Source organism: Jeotgalibacillus alimentarius (assembly GCF_000829445.1).
In the GTDB taxonomy this organism is placed as follows: Bacteria; Bacillota; Bacilli; order Bacillales; family Jeotgalibacillaceae; genus Jeotgalibacillus; species Jeotgalibacillus alimentarius.
In genome coordinates this window covers 384185-402952 of the sequence record NZ_JXRQ01000017.1, presented here as the reverse complement: position 1 = coordinate 402952, position 18768 = coordinate 384185, and the positions used below count along the sequence as shown (strand labels likewise).

The following is an 18768-nucleotide window of genomic DNA, read 5'->3' as shown; positions in this document are numbered from 1 at the left end:
TCCTATTCGTCTGCAATCCAGGATCTGAGCAGTTTAGCGAACTCTTCAGGCTTTTCTTTCGCCATTTTTTCAAGCTGCTTTCTTTTCAGCGTTCCTTCTGTTTCTTTTTCATCATTCACATCCGGTACATCAATCGGTTCCTGCACCTCAGCAAACATCTCTTCTTCAATCACTTCCTGCTGTCTGCGTGAACGGACAATGAAGAAGATCAGTCCGATTATCACAAGTAACAGTACTCCACCTAAGATGTAAGCCCACAGTGGAATGACAGGAGTAGGTTCTGCTTCAGCAAAATCAGCTCTGCCGTTCAATGTCTGGGCAGACACAAACACTTTTTCCGCAATCTCTTCCGGTGTCAGTTCAGCTGAAACATCAGCGTCTAAAGATGTACTGATAATGGTCTCAAGCATCGTTTCTATATCCGCAACAGTTTGCGGCGGAAGGGATGCAGGATCATCAGGGTTTGGCGGTTCCACCATTACCTGGAATCCAATGTCACGGATCCGGTATGGACTCTCAACAATCTCTCTTCTGATTCTGTTTACTTCATTATTAATTGTTTCTTCTTCACGCTCATAATCACCGTTACCTCCGGCGCCTTCAACAAAGCCTGTCAGGTTATCAGCAGGATCTTCCCCTTCAGGTACGCCTCCTGCTGCATCAGTGCCTTCAAACGTTTCTGTAATCCGTCTCGCACTGACTTCAATGCCTTCCATATTTTCTTCATCTACAGGTGTTACCAGGTTTTCTTCACGGTTCTCCTGATCAAAATCAATGTCAGTTGACACACTCACGACAACTTTGTCCTGACCAACAAGCGTTCCAAGCATCATCTGTACCTGGCGCTGCAGGTCTCTTTCAATCGTCTGCTGAAGTGCCATCTGATCTGTCAGGTTCACACCGGCAAGCGATGAATTCTGGTCCTGCATATCGAAATACTCAAAAAACTGATTCATAATGACGATATTTTCAGTAGGAAGGTCTGGTACGCTTTTTGATACAAGGTGGTAAAGTGACTGAACCTGCCCTTCATCAAATTGATAACCCGGCTGTGTATTCAGCACAACAGAAGCTGAAGATTGTTCCGGGTTATCATTCAAAAATACGCCCTGCTCAGGAATAGTGATCATCACTGTCGCGTCCTGTACACCATCAATACTCTTCAGCAGTGTCGCAATTTCCGTCTGCATCGCGTCTACATGCATAACTTTAAACTCATTATCTGTCATACCAAAACCGGCATTATCACTAAAAAACGAGTAATCTATATTCCCTGTATTCGGAATTCCTTCAGCAGCCAGTTCAACCATTAAGGTTTCCGCCTGCTGTTCGGGTACAAGAATGGCCGTACCGCCTTCTGTGATCTCTGAAGGGATCCCTCTGCCATCAAGTGTTTCTTTAATCATTCCGGTTTCTGAAGGTGTTAAGTTACTGTACAGTGGCACTAACGTCTGTCTTGTTGTAAATATTGATATGAAGACGATTAGTAAAATAATAAGTGCTGCAAGTCCGCCAAACAAAGCCCACTGTTTTTTAGTTCTAGTGCCGGTGAATGTCTTAACTCTTGAAAAAATCTGATTAAATCTCTCGTTCATGACAATCCTCCGGTCTCACATTGAAAATCTGCTTTGTTATACTGGCATTCTCATAATTTCCTGATACGCTTCTACTGCTTTGTTTCTCATTTCCATTGTAAGGTTCAGAGATACAGATGCTTTTTGTGAAGCGATCATAACATCATGAAGTTCAACGTCTTCACCGTTGATCATCCGGGTCGTCATTTTATCACTTTCAATTTGTGCAGCATTTACTTCATTAATAGAGTCCTTTAACATCGCAGCAAAATTTTGCTGAGCGTTATAAGGAGAAATTTTTGTAGAGTTTTGTGGAACTGACGGACTTAAAAGATTTAATCCCGCCGTATTGATCTGTTGAATAGCCAAAAGTTCATCTTCCTCTCAGGTTTTAAGATCGTCCAATCTGAAGCGCCTGCATCATCATGGATTTATTCGCATTAAAAACTGTAACATTACCTTCGTAAGACCGTGTAGCTGACATCAGATCAACCATCTCACGCAGTGGATCCACGTTTGGCATTTCTACATACCCTTCTTCATTCGCATCAGGGTGCTCCGGATCGTACAAAAGTTCGCCCGGTGTTTCGTTATCCTCAATAATTCTGGACACAGTCACACCTTCCCCGGCGTTAGAAGGTCTGTTCATCGCTGTATTTAAAAATGATGAAAAGTTGTCTCCCTGAGGCTTTAATACGACAGATTTCCTTTTATATGGCTGCCATTCCCCATTTTCAAGCGTAGCTCTAGTCGTGTCGATGTTTGCCATATTAGATGAAATAACATCCATTCTGAGTCGCTGTGTCGTTAAGGCTGATGCAGTTGTATTCATTGAATGGAACATTGTCATTACTGACCGCCTCCTCTGATTACACTGTTAAGAGATCCGAATTTGCCGCTGATCCTTGAAATCAGTGAATTATAGTAAATCTGATTAGTAGCAAGATCCGCCATTTCCTTGTCCATATCTACACCATTGCCATTTTCTCTTACGTTATATGGCCGGCTGCTTATATTAATGCCACCGCTTCCCTGATTCGACAGATCAAAATGCAGCGGATTTTTCTGGGATTGATTTGATGACAGTTTCATTTCATCCTGTAACATTGCGTGAAAGCTTACGTCTTTAGACTTATAGCCTGGTGTGTCCACATTCGCTACATTGTTCGCAATGACTTTTTGCTTAACTGCAGAATAGTCGAGTCCTCTCTCAAGAGAACTGATCGTACCGGAAAACAAGTTCATAAAAACACCTCAATTCCTTGTATTTCGACAACAACTTTAATTGTCAGACAACATAAAAAATCACTTATACATCATTTTAATGGTAGGACCATTGATAGTCTACACTTTATTAGTAAAGTTTTATAGTTATAAAGTTCTATTTTTTATAAACAGTTCTTTTGGATTAGTTTAATTTTCAGAACAAATGTTTTTCTATTACCTTCTACAAAATCTGGAATGACTATTACAAAGCCATTTTCAGACGTTAACTTTTTGAAATGAATCATCCATATTTATCCTCTTAATTTTCTGTCTTTTTACGACATTCTTCACATTTTAGACAAATTTGCAGATACAAAAAAGAGCCTGGACACGAAATGTGTACAGGCTCTTTTTTATAGTCATTTAGTTTCTTTTAAGGTTCTCAAGTTCAAATAAGAACTTATCATTCAGTACTTTAATATACGTTCCTTTCATACCGAGTGAACGTGATTCAATAACACCCGCACTTTCAAGTTTACGCAGTGCATTTACAATGACTGAACGTGTGATGCCAACGCGGTCAGCAATTTTAGATGCTACAAGCAGGCCTTCTTTTCCATCAAGTTCTTCAAAGATGTGTTCGATTGCTTCGAGCTCACTGTATGAAAGTGAACTGATTGCCATTTGAACAACTGCTTTGCTTCTCGCTTCTTCTTCGATTTCATCAGCTTTTTCACGAAGGATTTCCATCCCTACCACTGTTGCCCCGTATTCACCAAGAATCAGATCATCATCTTCAAAGTTCTGCTCTACACGCGCAAGAATCAAAGTACCAAGACGGTCTCCTCCTCCGATGATCGGTACAATTGTTGTAAGACCTTTTGCGAACAGATCCTTGTTTTCAACAGGGAATGCTGTATACTCACTTTCAATGTCAAGGTTTGGTGATGTTTCAGTAATGTTGAAAAGGTTTTTTGTATACTGTTCAGGGAACTGACGGTCTTCTAGCATTTGCTTCATACGCTCATTTTCAATCTGCTGGTTAACCGCAAAGCCTAACAGTTTACCTTTTCTGCTGAGGATAAATACGTTGGCTTCGATCACGCTGCTGAGTGTTTCTGCCATTTCTTTAAAGTTTACCGGCTTACCGGCTGATTGCTGTAGCATTGAGTTAATTTCTCTTGTTTTTCCTAGTAAATTCATATCCTGAATTCCTCCTGCTGATTCTCTATTTTTAGTATCATCTTTCCCTTATTCAAAAAACGCAAAACCTTTATAAAATAAACTCACTTAAATCTCTGCTGCCTGCTATTTTAGCTAATTTTTCATCTACGTAAGCAGGTGTAATGGAGATTGTACCAAGTGCGATATCAGATGCTTCAAAGGATAAATCCTCGAGCAGTTTTTCCATGATCGTGTGCAGCCTTCTCGCTCCGATGTTGTCAGTTTCCTGATTAACCTGATAAGCGATCTCTGCAAGCCTTCTGACAGCGTCTTCTGTGAAATCTACTTCTATCCCTTCTGTTGCCATCAGTGCTGTGTACTGCTTTAATAATGCATGATCCGGCTCAGTTAAGATCCGTACAAAGTCTTCAACTGCAAGTTTTTGCAGTTCTACGCGGATTGGGAAACGCCCCTGCAGTTCAGGGATTAAATCTGACGGCTTGGCTGTGTGGAATGCGCCTGCCGCTACAAACAACACATGGTCCGTTTTCACGGGACCGTACTTCGTATTGACAGTTGAGCCTTCTACAATCGGCAGGATGTCCCTTTGTACACCTTCTCTGGATACATCCTGTGATCCGGAGCCGGAAGACTTCGAAGCGATTTTATCGATTTCATCAATAAAAATCATCCCCGTCTGTTCAGCGCGGTACAGTGCTTCCTGGGATACTTCGTCCATGTCGATCAGTTTTTGAGCTTCGTCATGCGTCAGTACTTTTCTTGCGTCTCTTACAGTTAACTTGCGCTTCTTTTTCTTTTTCGGCATCAGGTTGCTGAGCGCATCCTGAAAGTTCATCCCCATCTGTTCCATACCTGATCCCTGAAGCATATCATACATGGAAGCTGACTGATTTTCGTCTACTTCTACTGTGACAATGCGGTCTTCAAGTTCGCCGTCCTTTAACTTCCGCGCAATCTCCTGGCGTTTTTCGCGGAGAGATGATTCATCTTCAGAAGGTTCGCTTTGCTGCTCCTGATTCTGATCATTTCCGCCAAACATCATTTCAAACGGGTTTTTAAAGTTCTGTGATTTTTTCGCTGATGGTACGATCAGTTTGACAAGTCTCTTATTCGCATTCTCTTCTGCTTTAGCTTGCACTGACTCCATCTTTTCTTCTTTAACGATTCTCACTGACGTTTCCATCAGATCACGCACCATTGATTCAACATCCCTGCCGACATATCCTACTTCAGTGAATTTTGTCGCTTCCACTTTAATAAAAGGAGCGCCGACAAGCTTGGCAATTCTTCTTGCGATTTCAGTTTTACCAACTCCAGTTGGGCCCATCATGAGGATATTCTTAGGGATAATTTCTTCTCTCATTGATTCTTCAAGCAGATTTCTTCTGTAACGGTTTCTCAGTGCGACAGCAACTGCTCTTTTAGCTTCGCGCTGCCCTACGATATACTGGTCAAGCTTTTCAACAATCTGTTTTGGTGTTAATTCTGCTGACTGTCTCATTCTGACCGCCTCCTTACAGCTCTTCAACAATAATGTTGTGATTTGTAAATACGCAAATATCAGCTGCTGTATTTAATGAAGCTTCAGCGATTTCTTTTGCGTTCATATGTTCACCTGCATGCTTTTTCAGTGCTCTGCCTGCTGATAATGCATAGTTTCCGCCTGAACCGATTGCTAATATATCATCATCAGGTTCTATTACTTCTCCTGTTCCGGAGATCAGCAGTAGACTATCTTTATTCATGACGATCAGCAGGGCTTCAAGCCGTCTCAGCACTTTATCACTTCTCCACTGCTTCGCTACTTCCACTGCCGCTCTTTGAAGGTTGCCGTTATACTCCTGAAGCTTTCCTTCGAACATTTCAAAAAGCGTAAAAGCATCTGCAACAGATCCTGCAAAACCTGCAACAACCTGTCCGTTAAACAGTTTTCTCACCTTGCGTGCTGTATTTTTCATCACAACAGAATTGCCAAGCGTCACCTGGCCGTCTCCTGCCATTGCAGCACCATATCTATGCCTGATTGCAAATATTGTTGTTGCATGAAATTGTTCCATAAGCACCCTCTTTTCTTATTATGCTCTCGGATGAAATGATTGATATGTTTTCTTCAAATGTTCTTTTGTCACATGCGTGTACAGCTGAGTAGAAGAAAGGTGTGCATGCCCAAGAAGCTCCTGGACTGTTCTGAGATCTGCTCCGCTGTTAAGCATATGCGTCGCAAAAGTATGTCTGAGCATATGCGGATGGATAGAATGCGTGAGCGCTGTCTGTTCAACAAGCTTTGTCAGGATATGACGCACACCCCTGGCAGTCAGCGGCGTTCCTCTGTGATTAACAAAGAGAAAACTGTGCTCGTCTTTCATCAGCGTACCCCGGGCATGTTCAATATAGTCCCTCAGTGCTTTTTCAGCAAAATGCCCAAATGGCACATACCTTTCTTTACTTCCTTTACCTTTAATCAACGCAGTACCAATTGTCAAGTCGAGATCCTTAAGCTGAATGCCTGTACATTCAGTTACGCGGATCCCGGTTGCATATAGCAATTCCAGCAGTGCTTTATTTCTTTTAGAAAGCGGATCATCCCCGCTGCACGCTAAAAAAAGCTGCTCCATTTCATTCTCATAAAAAAAATGAGGCAGCCTGCCTTCCTTTTTTGGATGAATCACATAAGTCATAGGATTAACAAATTCCGGGTTCTCTCTATTTAAAAAGCTGAAAAACGTCTTCAGGCTTGAGATCTTTCTGGATACCGATGCACGTGAGTAGGACTGTTCATGCAGGCTGACCAGATATCCTCTGGCAAGCAAATCGTCCGTTTCTTTAATATGCCCGACACCTTCCCGGTTCAAAAATTCAAAAAAATGATCCAGATCATGAATATAGTGTTCTACAGTTAAAGAAGAGTAATTCTTTTCTGTCTGCAGATATTGAATAAAAGATTGTTTTGCTTCATCGGAATATTGTATCATTTTTTCACCTCACAAAAGCCTCTAAATCTTATCATGATTTAGAGGCTTTTGCAATTAATATTACATTTTTTTCACAAAGTTCTGAATTGTTTCGATTGCGCGTTCAGCGTGTTTCTCAGCGCGTTCTTTCTTATTTTTAATTCTTTCACCAAGATCAGGGAACAGACCGAAGTTGGCATTCATCGGCTGGAAATTCTTTGTATCAGCCTGTGTGATATAGCGCGCCATACTTCCCATCGCTGTTTCAGCCGGGAATAATAGCGGCTCTTCCCCTTTAACAAGTCGTGCAGCATTGATTCCTGCAACCAGACCGCTTGCAGCTGATTCAACGTATCCTTCAACACCAGTCATCTGTCCTGCGAAGAAAAGATCTTCTCTTGCTTTCAGCTGGTAAGTTGATTTTAGTACGCTTGGGGAGTTGATGAATGTGTTTCTGTGCATCACGCCATATCGGACGATCTCTGCATTTTCAAGCCCCGGAATCATTCGGACTACCTCTTTTTGAGGCCCCCACTTTAAGTGTGTCTGGAATCCGACAATATTGTAGAGCGTGCCAGCTGCATCATCCTGTCTTAACTGAACAACTGCATATGGACGTTTGCCAGTCTTAGGATCATCAAGTCCAACCGGTTTCATCGGTCCGAAAAGAAGCGTTTTTCTGCCGCGAGCTGCCATGACTTCTACCGGCATACAGCCTTCAAAATAAATTTCCTTTTCAAACTCTTTAAGCGGTACAACTTCCGCTTCAATTAAAGCGTCATAAAAGCGGTTGAACTCTTCCTCAGTCATCGGACAGTTCAAATAGGCTGCTTCACCTTTATCATAACGGGATTTCAAATATACCTTATCCATATCAATGCTGTCTTTTTCAAGAATAGGTGCAGCTGCATCATAAAAATACAAGTACTCTTCACCAGTCATTTTTTTAATACTTTCTGCAAGCCCTTCAGTTGTCAGAGGTCCTGTCGCAATGATTGTTGGACCTTCTGGGATCTCTGTGATCTCTTCTGAGTACACAGTTACATTCGGGTGGTTTTTCACCTTCTCAGTTACATAGCCTGCAAATTCATGACGGTCTACAGCTAGTGCCCCGCCTGCAGGAACAGAACTTGCATCTGCTGCAGAAATAATCACTGAATCAAGTGTACGCATTTCTTCTTTTAATACACCTACTGCATTTGTTAAGCTGTTCGCACGCAGGGAGTTACTGCATACAAGTTCAGCAAATTTATCTGTGTGGTGTGCAGGCGTCTGTCTGACAGGACGCATTTCATACAGATTTACATGGATGCCTCTTTCAGCAATTTGCCACGCAGCCTCACTTCCTGCAAGACCGGCTCCGATTACATTTACACTTTGTGTCATTTTAATTCCTCCTATTGATCAGTCACAGGAAAAGGGCCCGGCGGAGAAACCGCCAGGACCTGATTATACCTGCTGCTCTTCTTTATAATCACAGTTCGGACATTGAATCTGATTGCCCTTTTTAAGCTTTTTCTCAATTAATGTGGTGTCACACTTCGGACACTGTCTGTCAACAGGCTTATCCCAGGACAGGTATTCACATTCCGGATAACGGTCGCAGCCGTAAAAGATTCTATTCTTTTTACTTTTACGTTCGATCACGTTTCCTTCTTTACAGGTTGGACACTTCACACCGATTTCTTTAACAATCGGCTTCGTATTACGGCAGTCCGGGAAGTTGCTGCATGCCATGAACCTGCCGTAGCGGCCCATTTTAATAACCATCGCGTTGCCACACTCTTCACAGTCTTCACCTGCATACTCATCTTTGATTTCAACTTTCTCCATCTCTTTTTCTGCTATATCAAGATGTACTTCAAAGTCTTTATAGAATTCATCGATAATCTTAACCCATTGTATCTGACCTTCTTCAACATCATCAAGCTCTTTCTCCATTTTCGCCGTGAATTCAACGTCTATGATTTCAGGGAAGAACTCAACGATCAACTCGAGAACAATTTCTCCAAGCTCAGTCGGCACAAACCTCTTATTATCTAGAGATACATATCCTCTCTTCTGAATCGTATCAAGTGTAGGCGCATACGTAGAAGGTCTTCCTATACCAAGTTCTTCAAGCGTTTTTACAAGACGCGCTTCAGTATATCTCGGAGGCGGCTGTGTAAAATGCTGCTTCGATTCGATATCTTCTGACGACACCTTCTCGCCTTCTTTCAGATCAGGAAGGTAATTCTCTTTATCGTCTGATTGATCATCGCTGCCTTCAATATATACTTTCATGAATCCTGCGAATTTCACTTTTGAACCGCTCGCTCTGAACTGAACGTCTCCATTCATCAGATCCACGCTCATTGTATCCATCACGGCAGGCGCCATTCTGCTGGCGATGAACCTTTCCCAAATCAGCTTGTAAAGGCGGTACTGGTCTCTGCTCAGATACTGCTTGACTGACAGAGGTGTTCTCATTGCACTCGTTGGCCGGATCGCTTCGTGTGCATCCTGTGCATTGTTTTTCTTTTGCTGTTTTGGTTTTTCTGTCGTTAAAAACTCTTTTCCGTACTGCTCTTCAATGACACCGGCGGCTTCAGTTTTTGCTACATCTGATACCCGTGTTGAGTCAGTTCTCATATAAGTGATCAAACCGACAGTACCTTCTTTTTTACCAAGATCGATTCCTTCATACAGCTGCTGGGCGAGCATCATTGTTTTTCGTGCTCTGAAATTCAGTTTTCTCGCTGCTTCCTGCTGCAGTGAAGAAGTAATAAATGATGGTGCCGGGTTGCGTTTGCGTTCTTTCTTCGTTACAGATTGAACTTCAAACTGTTTCCCCTTCATCTGATTCAAAACTTCTTTCACATCATCTTCGTTTTCAAGCTTTTTCTTCTTGCCATTAATCCCGTAGAATGATGCCTGGAAATCTTTTGTTCCTTTTTTGAACTGCCCATCGATTGTCCAGTATTCTTCAGGCTGGAAATTTTTGATTTCATTTTCACGGTCAATGATCAGGCGGACTGCTACCGATTGCACACGTCCAGCGCTGAGACCTTTTTTAACTTTTTTCCACAAAATCGGGCTGATATTATATCCAACCAGACGGTCAAGAATCCGTCTGGCCTGCTGTGCATCAACGCGATCCATATCAATCTTCCGCGGGTGCTTGAACGATTCTTTTATCGCGTCTTTTGTAATTTCATTGAATACAACGCGGCATTCAGAATCCAGATCAAGGTCCAGACTGTGTGCCAGATGCCATGCAATGGCTTCCCCTTCTCTGTCGGGGTCAGCCGCGAGAAAAACGCGTTTCGCTTTTTTAGCCGCTGTTTTCAGTTCCTTTAATACAGGACCTTTTCCGCGGATTGTAATATATTTCGGTTCAAACTCTTTTTCTACATCTACGCCCATTTGGCTTTTCGGGAGATCTCTGACATGTCCCATAGATGCTTTCACTTTATACTTTTTTCCAAGATACCGCTCAATCGTTTTTGCTTTAGCGGGTGATTCTACAATTACTAAAAAATCTGCCATTCTTAATCCTCCCTGGAGGTATACTTACCTTCTTATGCGTAACTATATGTGTAACATTTTCCATTTGTCAATCATTTTTCTGATAAATACATCCTGTTTAATCAACCGCTTTTTAATCATTAAAGTCGTTTGGTTCAAGTTTAACGGTGAAATTATCTTATTACGAATGCATCGGCTTTGTTAGCGTTTACACCTGATTAAGATAAAAAAATCTCTTCTTATGTGCATTTTACGGTCTGAGACACAATGTAAACTATATTTTTTTAAATTGCAACTTTTTTATTTGAAACATATCCTATGCTTTAAAGGAAAATGAGCTTTTTTAAACTGTTTTATACCTGCTAAATAGACCATTCATTTAAAATATCTTTTGCGCTGACGGTCAACTTTGCGCCTTGTGAAATCAGGCTGTTCGTTCCTTCGCTTAAAGGGTCTACAGCAGATCCGGGCACAGAAAATATGTCTCTTCCTTCTTCAAGTGCTCTATCAACGGTAATCATCGTACCGCTTTTCACTGCTGCCTGCGTGACGAGAAGACCTTTTGATAAGCCGGCTATGATTCTGTTTCTCATTGGAAAATGAAATTTTTGAGGTTTTATATATGGAGGGTATTCCGAAAGAAGGAGCTGTGCGGCTGCCATTTCTTTATACAGTTGCTGATTGGAGGTTGGATAAACATGTTGAAAACCGCTCCCCGTCACACCGATTGTCTGACCTTTCAATGCCAGCCGGTGTGCGATACTGTCAGCTCCTTTTGCAAGGCCGCTGATAATACATATTCCTTCTGCCAGGAGGTCAGGCAAAATGATGTTCAGCATTGTTTCAGTATACTGATCTGCTTTTCTCGATCCGACAACAGCTAGCATTTTTTCGTTGCGCAGATATTCTACATTACCTTTCATGTATAAAATGACAGGCGGGTCATAAATTTCTCTTAAATTATCCGGGTAAATGGAGTCAAATATTGTGATGAAGGAAGTGTTTGAATGAGTCAGATGAGCGGAAATTTCTAGATAGGAGGCTGCGGATAGATTTTTTTGTAACTTCAAGGATTGAGCAGGAGTAAGCTTTATATGGGCCGGAGGGGTACTTAGAGGCTGTTCGAAGCCGGGATCAACCCTCAGCCATGTCAGAAGCTGTTTGTTTGTTAAAACGTTCATATAATGCAAATAAAGTAGTTTTTTACGGAAGCGGTCAGTCATTACATCACTCCTCAGCGTTTTTATATGAAGAAAAGAGCTGCCTGCATTCAGACAGCTCTTGAATGATCAATGCGTTTTACATTTATCGTAAAGACCTTTTTCTTTAAGTACTTTAATTAGCGTTTCACCCATTACAGATGGCGTTTCTGCTACAGCGATTCCACATTCGTTCATTATGCGGATCTTTTCTTCAGCAGTACCTTTACCACCTGAGATGATTGCGCCGGCATGACCCATACGCTTTCCTGGAGGTGCAGTAGCGCCGCCGATAAAGCCTACAACCGGCTTCGTCATATTCGCTTTTACCCACTCTGCAGCCTCTTCTTCAGCAGTTCCGCCAATTTCACCGATCATAATTACAGCTTCAGTGTCAGGATCGTTATTGAAAGCTTCAAGCGTATCAATAAAGTTTGTTCCGTTAACCGGGTCTCCACCGATTCCAACAGCTGTAGATTGACCGATTCCTTCTTGTGAAAGCTGGTGTACAGCTTCATAAGTAAGTGTTCCTGAGCGTGATACGACGCCTACGTGACCTTTTGTATGAATGTATCCAGGCATAATACCGATTTTACACTCGTCAGGTGTGATAACACCCGGGCAGTTAGGTCCGACAAGTCGTGTTTTCTTGCCTTCCATATAACGTTTTACTTTCACCATATCCACTACAGGAATATGCTCAGTAATACAGATTGCCATATCCAGCTCTGCGTCTACACATTCAAGGATTGCGTCAGCAGCAAATGGAGCCGGTACGTAAATAACTGATACGTTAGCGCCTGTTGCCTTAACAGCTTCTTCCACTGTGTTGAATACAGGTACACCTTCAACTTCAGAACCGCCTTTTCCAGGTGTTACACCCGCAACGATCTGTGTGCCGTACTCAAGCATCTGCTTTGTATGGAATAAGGCTGTAGAGCCTGTGATTCCCTGAACTAATACTTTTGTATTCTTATCAATAAAAACACTCATTTATGCTCCCTGCCTTTCTCAGCCTACAAGTTCCACGATCTTTTGTGCACCGTCAGCCATTGTTCCGGCTGCTACGATATCAAGATCTGACTCATTTAGAATTTTCTTACCAAGTTCTACATTCGTACCTTCAAGACGGACCACAAGCGGTACTTTCAGTCCAACCTGTTTCGCTGCTTCAACAACACCTTCAGCGATAATGTCACACTTCATGATTCCGCCGAAAATGTTAACAAAAATACCTTTTACATTTTCATCAGACAGAATAATCTTGAATGCTTCTGTTACTTTCTCAGCAGTCGCGCCGCCCCCAACATCAAGGAAGTTAGCCGGGTCTCCGCCGTAATGCTTGATAATATCCATTGTTGCCATCGCAAGGCCGGCACCGTTAACCATACAGCCGATATTTCCATCAAGTGAAATATAGCTCAGGTCATATTTAGATGCTTCGATTTCTTTTGAATCCTCTTCATCAAGGTCACGGAACTCCATAACGTCTTTTTGACGGTAAAGAGCGTTTGCATCAAAGTTAAGCTTTGCATCAAGTGCCATTACATTTCCGTCTCCAGTTGTAACAAGCGGATTGATTTCTGCAATTGAGCAATCTTTTTCCACAAACATTTTATAAAGACCAAGCATAAAGCGCACAGCTTTATTCACAAGCTCTTTTGGGATATTAATATTAAATGCGATTCGGCGTGCCTGGAATGCTGTCAGACCTACAACCGGATCAATTGTTTCACGGAAGATTTTTTCAGGTGTTGCTTCTGCAACTTCTTCAATTTCAGTTCCGCCTTCTTCAGATGCCATAAGCGTAATACGTGATGTTGCACGGTCAAGTACAAGACCTACGTAATATTCTTTTTTAATGTCACAGCCCTCTTCGATAAGTAAGCGCTTAATTTCCTTACCCTCTGGACCTGTCTGATGTGTCACCAGTGTTTTACCAAGAAGTTCTTTTGCATATGTACGGACTTCATCAAGACTTTTTGCGATTTTTACTCCGCCCGCTTTACCACGGCCACCCGCATGAATCTGCGCTTTTACTACTGTAACTGCTGATCCAAGTTCTTTTGCTGCTTCAACAGCTTCTTTTGGCGTGAAAGCCACATAACCACGGGGTACACTTACTCCATATTTTCTAAGGAGTTCTTTCCCCTGATACTCATGGATATTCATGTTCCATCCTCCTATCAAACTCTTTTGAAAATAGACTGCGCTTTCATTGTATAGAATGAAAGTGATGATGTCTACTATTTGAGGCGATATTGTGAAAATTTGATCATTGTCTGAATAATCTTATTTTTTGCTCTGGTCCACTCTGTAGATAAAAGCAAAAACTTCTGCCACTGCCTGATATAGTTCATCAGGAATCGCTTCATTTAATTCCAGCTGACTAAGAAGTTCTACAAGAGATTCATCCTGCTGAATCGGCACCTGATGTTCTTTGGCTTTATCGATAATCGACTGGGCGATTTTACCTTTACCCTTCGCTGAGAGAACCGGTGCATCGCTGGTTTCAGATTTGTACGTAAGCGCAACAGCTTCAAGCCTTTTGTGTTCTTTCATATCTTCACATCCACTTTATGATAAGCAGAAGAAAGCGCGTCTTCTGCAGGGTTGATGATCGGCGGGTCAACTTCTTTTGTACTGTGGAATTTGACTGATGAAAAAGCATAGCCCGTTCCTTCAAGTGCAGCTTTCAAAGCTGGTATAAACGGCTCGGCTACACGGTTGAGGTGCTCACTATCATTATAAATATCCAGAGACACCACTCTATTTTGAACATTCATATCAATGACGCTTTCCTTTAGTTCAGACAATGTAATATAAAAAAGAACTCTGACATGATCCGGGTCTAGCGTGCCGTCACTTTTTCTCCTGCCATTCATTTTCATCGTGACGTCTGATCTTGTCTCTCCAAGTTGAATCGGAAATTGCATCATTAACTGCTGCTGCGGGCCATTTTCTGCGGACATCAGCTGCATGCCATTCAGCCGGTTCAATACCTGTTCGGCTGAATCCTTAGTTTGAGCGGTCAGTCCAGGCATATTGAGTAAGGACACAAGCTGTGCTTTTAGCGTCTGTGCAGCTGATTCAGGCGGTGAAGAAGGGTTTGACAACCTTGCTTCATAATCGGTACCGAGCCGCTGCATGACCTCTTTCAGCACCATCTGTATCGCATTGGATCCGGTCTGTGTTCCAAGCTGACTCTGCACTTCTTTAGAAGTACTGAGGAACGACAGCGGCTGATTTGCGTTTGCTGGTGGCAGGCTGAGCAGCTGAAGACTTTGAAGCGATGACTGCGGCTTTATTTGTAGAATAAGCGATTGTCCTTTTATAATCGCTTCTGCCAGCTGTTGCTGCGGTCCCTGCAGCTGATTGGGTTGAGATTGTGCACTTTGCTGAGGCACCTGAGCAGTTTGAGGCTGTGCATTCTGCAATTGAGAACCCGCACTCTGCTGCGCATTTTTTAACGTCTGCTGCAGCTGATGCAGTTCATTTTGATTCACCTGAGTGGAAGGAAGTCCCTGCAGCACTTTAATGATATGCTCAAGTCCTTTCATCATCTGTGCAGATTCACCGGGCACCATCCAGTTATTTAATGTCGCCTGTCCGGGGAGGATCTGCATGTCTTTCAGTCCGGTAAGCGCCTGATTTGCTGATGCTTGCGGTCCTGCTGACATCTTTTCAAACATACGCTGAACAGTATGGTCGTGCATGACTTTTGTTAACGGCTCTTCAATTGAGGTCATGATCTGGCTGGTTTTAGGACTGGCCTGGACAGACAAATCACTTTTCACCTGATTAAGCAGACCGCTTAGTGGTTCTGCAATGCCTTTGTTAGCAGATAATAGAGGCATAAATACGCTTTCTTTTAACGGCAGGTCTCTTGTCATCATTAATTTTATAACTGAAATTCCTTCTGTTTTATCAGGTGTTCCCGCAAGCAGTGCTGCTGCTTGTGTCAGCTTTTCTGCTGAGACTGGCACTTGACGGCTGATCAATGATGAGAGCAGTGCCTTCATCTCTTTATTGCCGCTTAGCCCGATCGACTGGAGAAGCTGTTGAAGGTCTGCTTTCCCGGTCCCGTCTGTTTTGACTGGTTTTAATACGATCGGGTTACCTGCACTTTCCACCTGGAACCATTTCGCTTCTCCTTCAGCAAATGTTCCTGATACAACTGCTGTTAAGAGCCTTCCTCCGACCTGGACCTCCATTTGCTGATTACCGAGTGCTTTCATCATTTTTCCGTGTATAATCTGGCCCGCTTTTAATTGCTGCTGGCGGTCCTGAGCCTGGGTTAAAACACCTGGACGCTGCTGACCTGAAATATATGAAGACATATTCTCACCTCCGCTTATTGACGGATCATTGACTTCACCGGCTCAAATGAACGCCTGTGCTCATCTGTGACACCGGAACGGCTGATCGCGTCTACATGCTCTTTTGTGCCATACCCTGCATTTTTATCAAATCCATAACCGGGATATTTCCTCGCGGCTTCCTGCATCAGTCTGTCTCTTGTCACTTTGGCTATCACTGATGCCGCTGCAATACTTACACTTTTTGCGTCACCCTTAATAATAGACTCCTGGGAGATCTGTGTATCTAGAGTCACAGCGTCCGCTAACACATAATCCGGCTGCTGATCCAGCTGGCTGATTGCTGTAAGCATCGCTTTTTTAGATGCATTCAATATGTTAATACGGTCAATTTCTTCTGCACTTATGATTCCTACACCTACATCTGCAGAGCCCAGAATGATATCGAAAAAAGCTTCTCTCTTTGCTGCGCTGAGCTTTTTGGAATCGTTCAGTCCGGGCAGGAAAAATTGATCCGGTAAAATAACCGCTGCTGCTACGACAGGACCGGCAAGAGGGCCTCTGCCGGCTTCATCAGTCCCTGCAATATAACGGTACCCTTTAGAGGATGCAAGGTTCTCATACACCTGCATACTCCGGTACTGTTCTTCGGCTTTACGCTCTTTTTCAAGTCTGGCATTGTATGTTTTTAAGAGCTGCTGCACCCCTTTACGCTCATCTGTCTGAAGTTCACTGATCAGTTCAGCGTCCGGCATTTCACTTAGTAAATCTTTAATTTGTTTAATTGATCGCATGTTGTCACCTGTTTTCTATATCGGTCATTTTTATAAAAATTAAAGGCTTCCACAAGTGCGGAAGCCCATTTGTCATTCTTGTTCTAATAGCTCAAGGTCGAAAGTGATCGGTCCAAATTGAACATTTCTTACGTCTCTGACGATGATATCAGCTGTTTTATCATAATCAATCTGCCCGCCTGACATCAGGCAGCCACGTTTCTTACCGATATGATCGAACAGTTCAGCTGCATCCTGGGGAATCTCTTCCATGGCATACCGCTCTTTCAGGCGTTCCGGATAATACGTTTCAAGAAAACGCAGTGCATAAAGTGCGATATCCTGCAGATTCAAAATATTATCTTTTATTGCACCTGTGAGTGCCAATCTGTAACCTACTTCCGGATCTTCAAACTTCGGCCACAGAATCCCAGGTGTATCAAGCAGCTCCATTTCTTTTCCTGCTTTAATCCACTGCTGGGCTTTAGTAACACCTGGACGGTTCCCTGTCTGAGCGATATTTTTCTTCACCAGTCGGTTGATCAGCGTGGATTTCCCGACATTGGGAATCCCGACAATCATTGCCCTTACAGCACGGGGTCTGATTCCGCGGGATTTCATCCGTTCCCATTTTTCACTGAGAATCTTCATTGTTTCTTTTTGTATCTGCTGCAGTCCTTTACCCTTATCAGAATTGATCGCCACAGCTTTTATTCCTTTATCTTCGAAATAAGCAATCCATTCCTTCGTTTTTGCCGGGTCAGCCATATCAGCTTTATTAATTAAAATCAATCTCGGTTTTTGACCGATAATTTCTTCAATCATGGGGTTTCGTGAAGACAGTGGTATGCGTGCATCAACTAATTCAAATACTATATCAACAAGCTTCAGTTTTTCCGTTACCTGCCTTCTCGCTTTAGCCATATGGCCGGGAAACCATTGTATGCTCATATAGTTCACTCCTTAAAAATAATCTTTATATCATCGACCGGCCAATAAATCAAAGGGGTTTCCCCTACGATTTCCTCGATCGATACAGGCCCGATGTGACGGCTGTCCTTGCTGTATTCTCGGTTATCACCCATCACAAACAGATGACCCTCCGGAACTTCCTCATAGCCTGTCAGATTAAACAGTGTAAAATCCTCAGTGACTGTATCATCATCACTGAAAAATTCTTCTACAGGCTCTCCATCTATGTATAGTTGATTATCTTCAAATTCAACAGACTCACCAGGGAGTCCAATCACTCTTTTAATATAATCTTCCCGCTCTGAGACATGAAATACAACAATGTCAAACCGGTCCGGTGATGTCACTTTATACTGAAACTTGTTCACAATCATCCGGTCACCGTCCTGTAACGTGGGAACCATTGAGGTTCCATCCACTACGACAGGAGAAAAGAAAAATAAACGGATCATGCCTGCAATAATCACTGCTGCAAGCAATGTTTTAGACCATTCCCACCACTCATTTTTAATCTCCAATACCCTTCACCCCGCGTATCTCAGATGAACATATTGTAACATACAACAGCAACACGACTGCCAGGTGATTCGGACATAAAAAAAGAGCCCGCAGGCTCTTTTTCTACAATTAGCGAATTTCTTTAATTCTAGCCGCTTTACCGCGTAGGTTACGCAGGTAGTAAAGTTTCGCACGACGAACTTTACCGCGACGCACAACGTCAAGCTTCGCAATTTTTGGTGTGTGTACAGGGAATGTACGCTCAACTCCAACACCGTAAGAAATCTTACGTACTGTAAAAGTTTCACTTACACCACCGCCACGGCGCTTAATTACAACACCTTCAAACACCTGAATACGTTCGCGAGTTCCCTCAACAACCTTAACGTGTACCTTTACAGTATCACCCGGCTTGAATGTAGGAAGATCTGAACGAAGCTGTTCTTTAGTAATTTCCTGAATAAGGTTATGCATCATTTTCAACTCCTTCCAACAAATGCTCTTGCTTCTTTTGCAGCGGAACATTGTGTTCAAGGCTTATCCACTTACGTGAACTAAGCACAAAAACTATAATACCACATAGA

19 protein-coding genes are annotated in these 18768 nt (G+C 42.7%); all 19 read right to left on the bottom strand.

Features of this window, described 5'->3' with window-relative positions; all coding sequences use genetic code 11:
- Nucleotides 1–2: 2 nt before the first annotated feature.
- Complete coding sequence (gene fliF, locus KP77_RS09180) at nt 3–1595, bottom strand: flagellar basal-body MS-ring/collar protein FliF (RefSeq protein WP_041122395.1); 1593 nt, start codon at nt 1593–1595, stop codon at nt 3–5.
- Nucleotides 1596–1631: 36 nt separating this feature from the next.
- Nucleotides 1632–1937: a flagellar hook-basal body complex protein FliE gene (fliE, locus tag KP77_RS09175; protein ID WP_380270053.1), complete on the bottom strand. Its 306-nt coding sequence runs from the start codon at nt 1935–1937 to the stop codon at nt 1632–1634.
- A gap of 28 nt (nt 1938–1965) precedes the next feature.
- On the bottom strand, nt 1966–2424 hold the full coding sequence (flgC, locus tag KP77_RS09170) for a flagellar basal body rod protein FlgC (RefSeq protein ID WP_041122394.1): 459 nt from the start codon (nt 2422–2424) through the stop codon (nt 1966–1968).
- Nucleotides 2424–2819 (bottom strand): flagellar basal body rod protein FlgB, encoded by a 396-nt coding sequence (flgB, locus tag KP77_RS09165; protein ID WP_041122393.1) that lies wholly within the window; start codon nt 2817–2819, stop codon nt 2424–2426. Before flgB ends, flgC begins: the two co-directional genes overlap by 1 nt.
- A 384-nt stretch (nt 2820–3203) precedes the next feature.
- Nucleotides 3204–3983, bottom strand: coding sequence for a GTP-sensing pleiotropic transcriptional regulator CodY (gene codY, locus KP77_RS09160; RefSeq protein ID WP_041122392.1), 780 nt, complete (start codon nt 3981–3983; stop codon nt 3204–3206).
- 70 nt (nt 3984–4053) lie between these two features.
- Nucleotides 4054–5466, bottom strand: coding sequence for an HslU--HslV peptidase ATPase subunit (gene hslU, locus KP77_RS09155; protein WP_041122391.1), 1413 nt, complete (start codon nt 5464–5466; stop codon nt 4054–4056).
- A gap of 13 nt (nt 5467–5479) precedes the next feature.
- Nucleotides 5480–6022 carry an ATP-dependent protease subunit HslV gene (gene hslV / locus KP77_RS09150; protein WP_041122390.1) on the bottom strand — a complete coding sequence of 181 codons (543 nt, stop codon included), beginning with the start codon at nt 6020–6022 and terminating at the stop codon, nt 5480–5482.
- An 18-nt stretch (nt 6023–6040) separates the two neighbouring features.
- On the bottom strand, nt 6041–6937 hold the full coding sequence (gene xerC, locus KP77_RS09145) for a tyrosine recombinase XerC (protein WP_041122389.1): 897 nt from the start codon (nt 6935–6937) through the stop codon (nt 6041–6043).
- 60 nt (nt 6938–6997) lie between these two features.
- Entirely contained in the window at nt 6998–8302 is a 1305-nt protein-coding gene (trmFO, locus tag KP77_RS09140) for an FADH(2)-oxidizing methylenetetrahydrofolate--tRNA-(uracil(54)-C(5))-methyltransferase TrmFO (RefSeq protein ID WP_041122388.1), read from the bottom strand.
- A 63-nt stretch (nt 8303–8365) separates the two neighbouring features.
- Nucleotides 8366–10444, bottom strand: a complete 2079-nt coding sequence (gene topA / locus KP77_RS09135; protein WP_041122387.1) for a type I DNA topoisomerase — start codon at nt 10442–10444, stop codon at nt 8366–8368.
- 341 nt (nt 10445–10785) lie between these two features.
- Nucleotides 10786–11646, bottom strand: coding sequence for a DNA-processing protein DprA (gene dprA / locus KP77_RS09130; protein WP_041122386.1), 861 nt, complete (start codon nt 11644–11646; stop codon nt 10786–10788).
- A 66-nt stretch (nt 11647–11712) separates the two neighbouring features.
- The gene (gene sucD, locus KP77_RS09125) at nt 11713–12615 is read right to left on the bottom strand and encodes a succinate--CoA ligase subunit alpha (protein ID WP_041122385.1); all 903 of its coding nucleotides are present in this window, start codon (nt 12613–12615) and stop codon (nt 11713–11715) included.
- Between the two features lie 18 nt (nt 12616–12633).
- Complete coding sequence (gene sucC / locus KP77_RS09120) at nt 12634–13794, bottom strand: ADP-forming succinate--CoA ligase subunit beta (RefSeq protein WP_041122384.1); 1161 nt, start codon at nt 13792–13794, stop codon at nt 12634–12636.
- A 120-nt stretch (nt 13795–13914) separates the two neighbouring features.
- Nucleotides 13915–14184: an EscU/YscU/HrcU family type III secretion system export apparatus switch protein gene (locus KP77_RS09115; RefSeq protein ID WP_041122383.1), complete on the bottom strand. Its 270-nt coding sequence runs from the start codon at nt 14182–14184 to the stop codon at nt 13915–13917.
- Entirely contained in the window at nt 14181–15962 is a 1782-nt protein-coding gene (locus tag KP77_RS09110; RefSeq protein WP_041122382.1) for a hypothetical protein, read from the bottom strand. Before KP77_RS09110 ends, KP77_RS09115 begins: the two co-directional genes overlap by 4 nt.
- Nucleotides 15963–15976: 14 nt before the next feature.
- Entirely contained in the window at nt 15977–16735 is a 759-nt protein-coding gene (locus tag KP77_RS09105) for a ribonuclease HII (RefSeq protein WP_041122381.1), read from the bottom strand.
- A 72-nt stretch (nt 16736–16807) separates the two neighbouring features.
- The gene (gene ylqF, locus KP77_RS09100) at nt 16808–17665 is read right to left on the bottom strand and encodes a ribosome biogenesis GTPase YlqF (RefSeq protein ID WP_041122380.1); all 858 of its coding nucleotides are present in this window, start codon (nt 17663–17665) and stop codon (nt 16808–16810) included.
- Between the two features lie 5 nt (nt 17666–17670).
- Nucleotides 17671–18204 (bottom strand): signal peptidase I, encoded by a 534-nt coding sequence (lepB, locus tag KP77_RS09095; protein WP_041122379.1) that lies wholly within the window; start codon nt 18202–18204, stop codon nt 17671–17673.
- Nucleotides 18205–18313: 109 nt separating this feature from the next.
- On the bottom strand, nt 18314–18658 hold the full coding sequence (gene rplS, locus KP77_RS09090; RefSeq protein WP_041122378.1) for a 50S ribosomal protein L19: 345 nt from the start codon (nt 18656–18658) through the stop codon (nt 18314–18316).
- Nucleotides 18659–18768 lie beyond the last annotated feature (110 nt).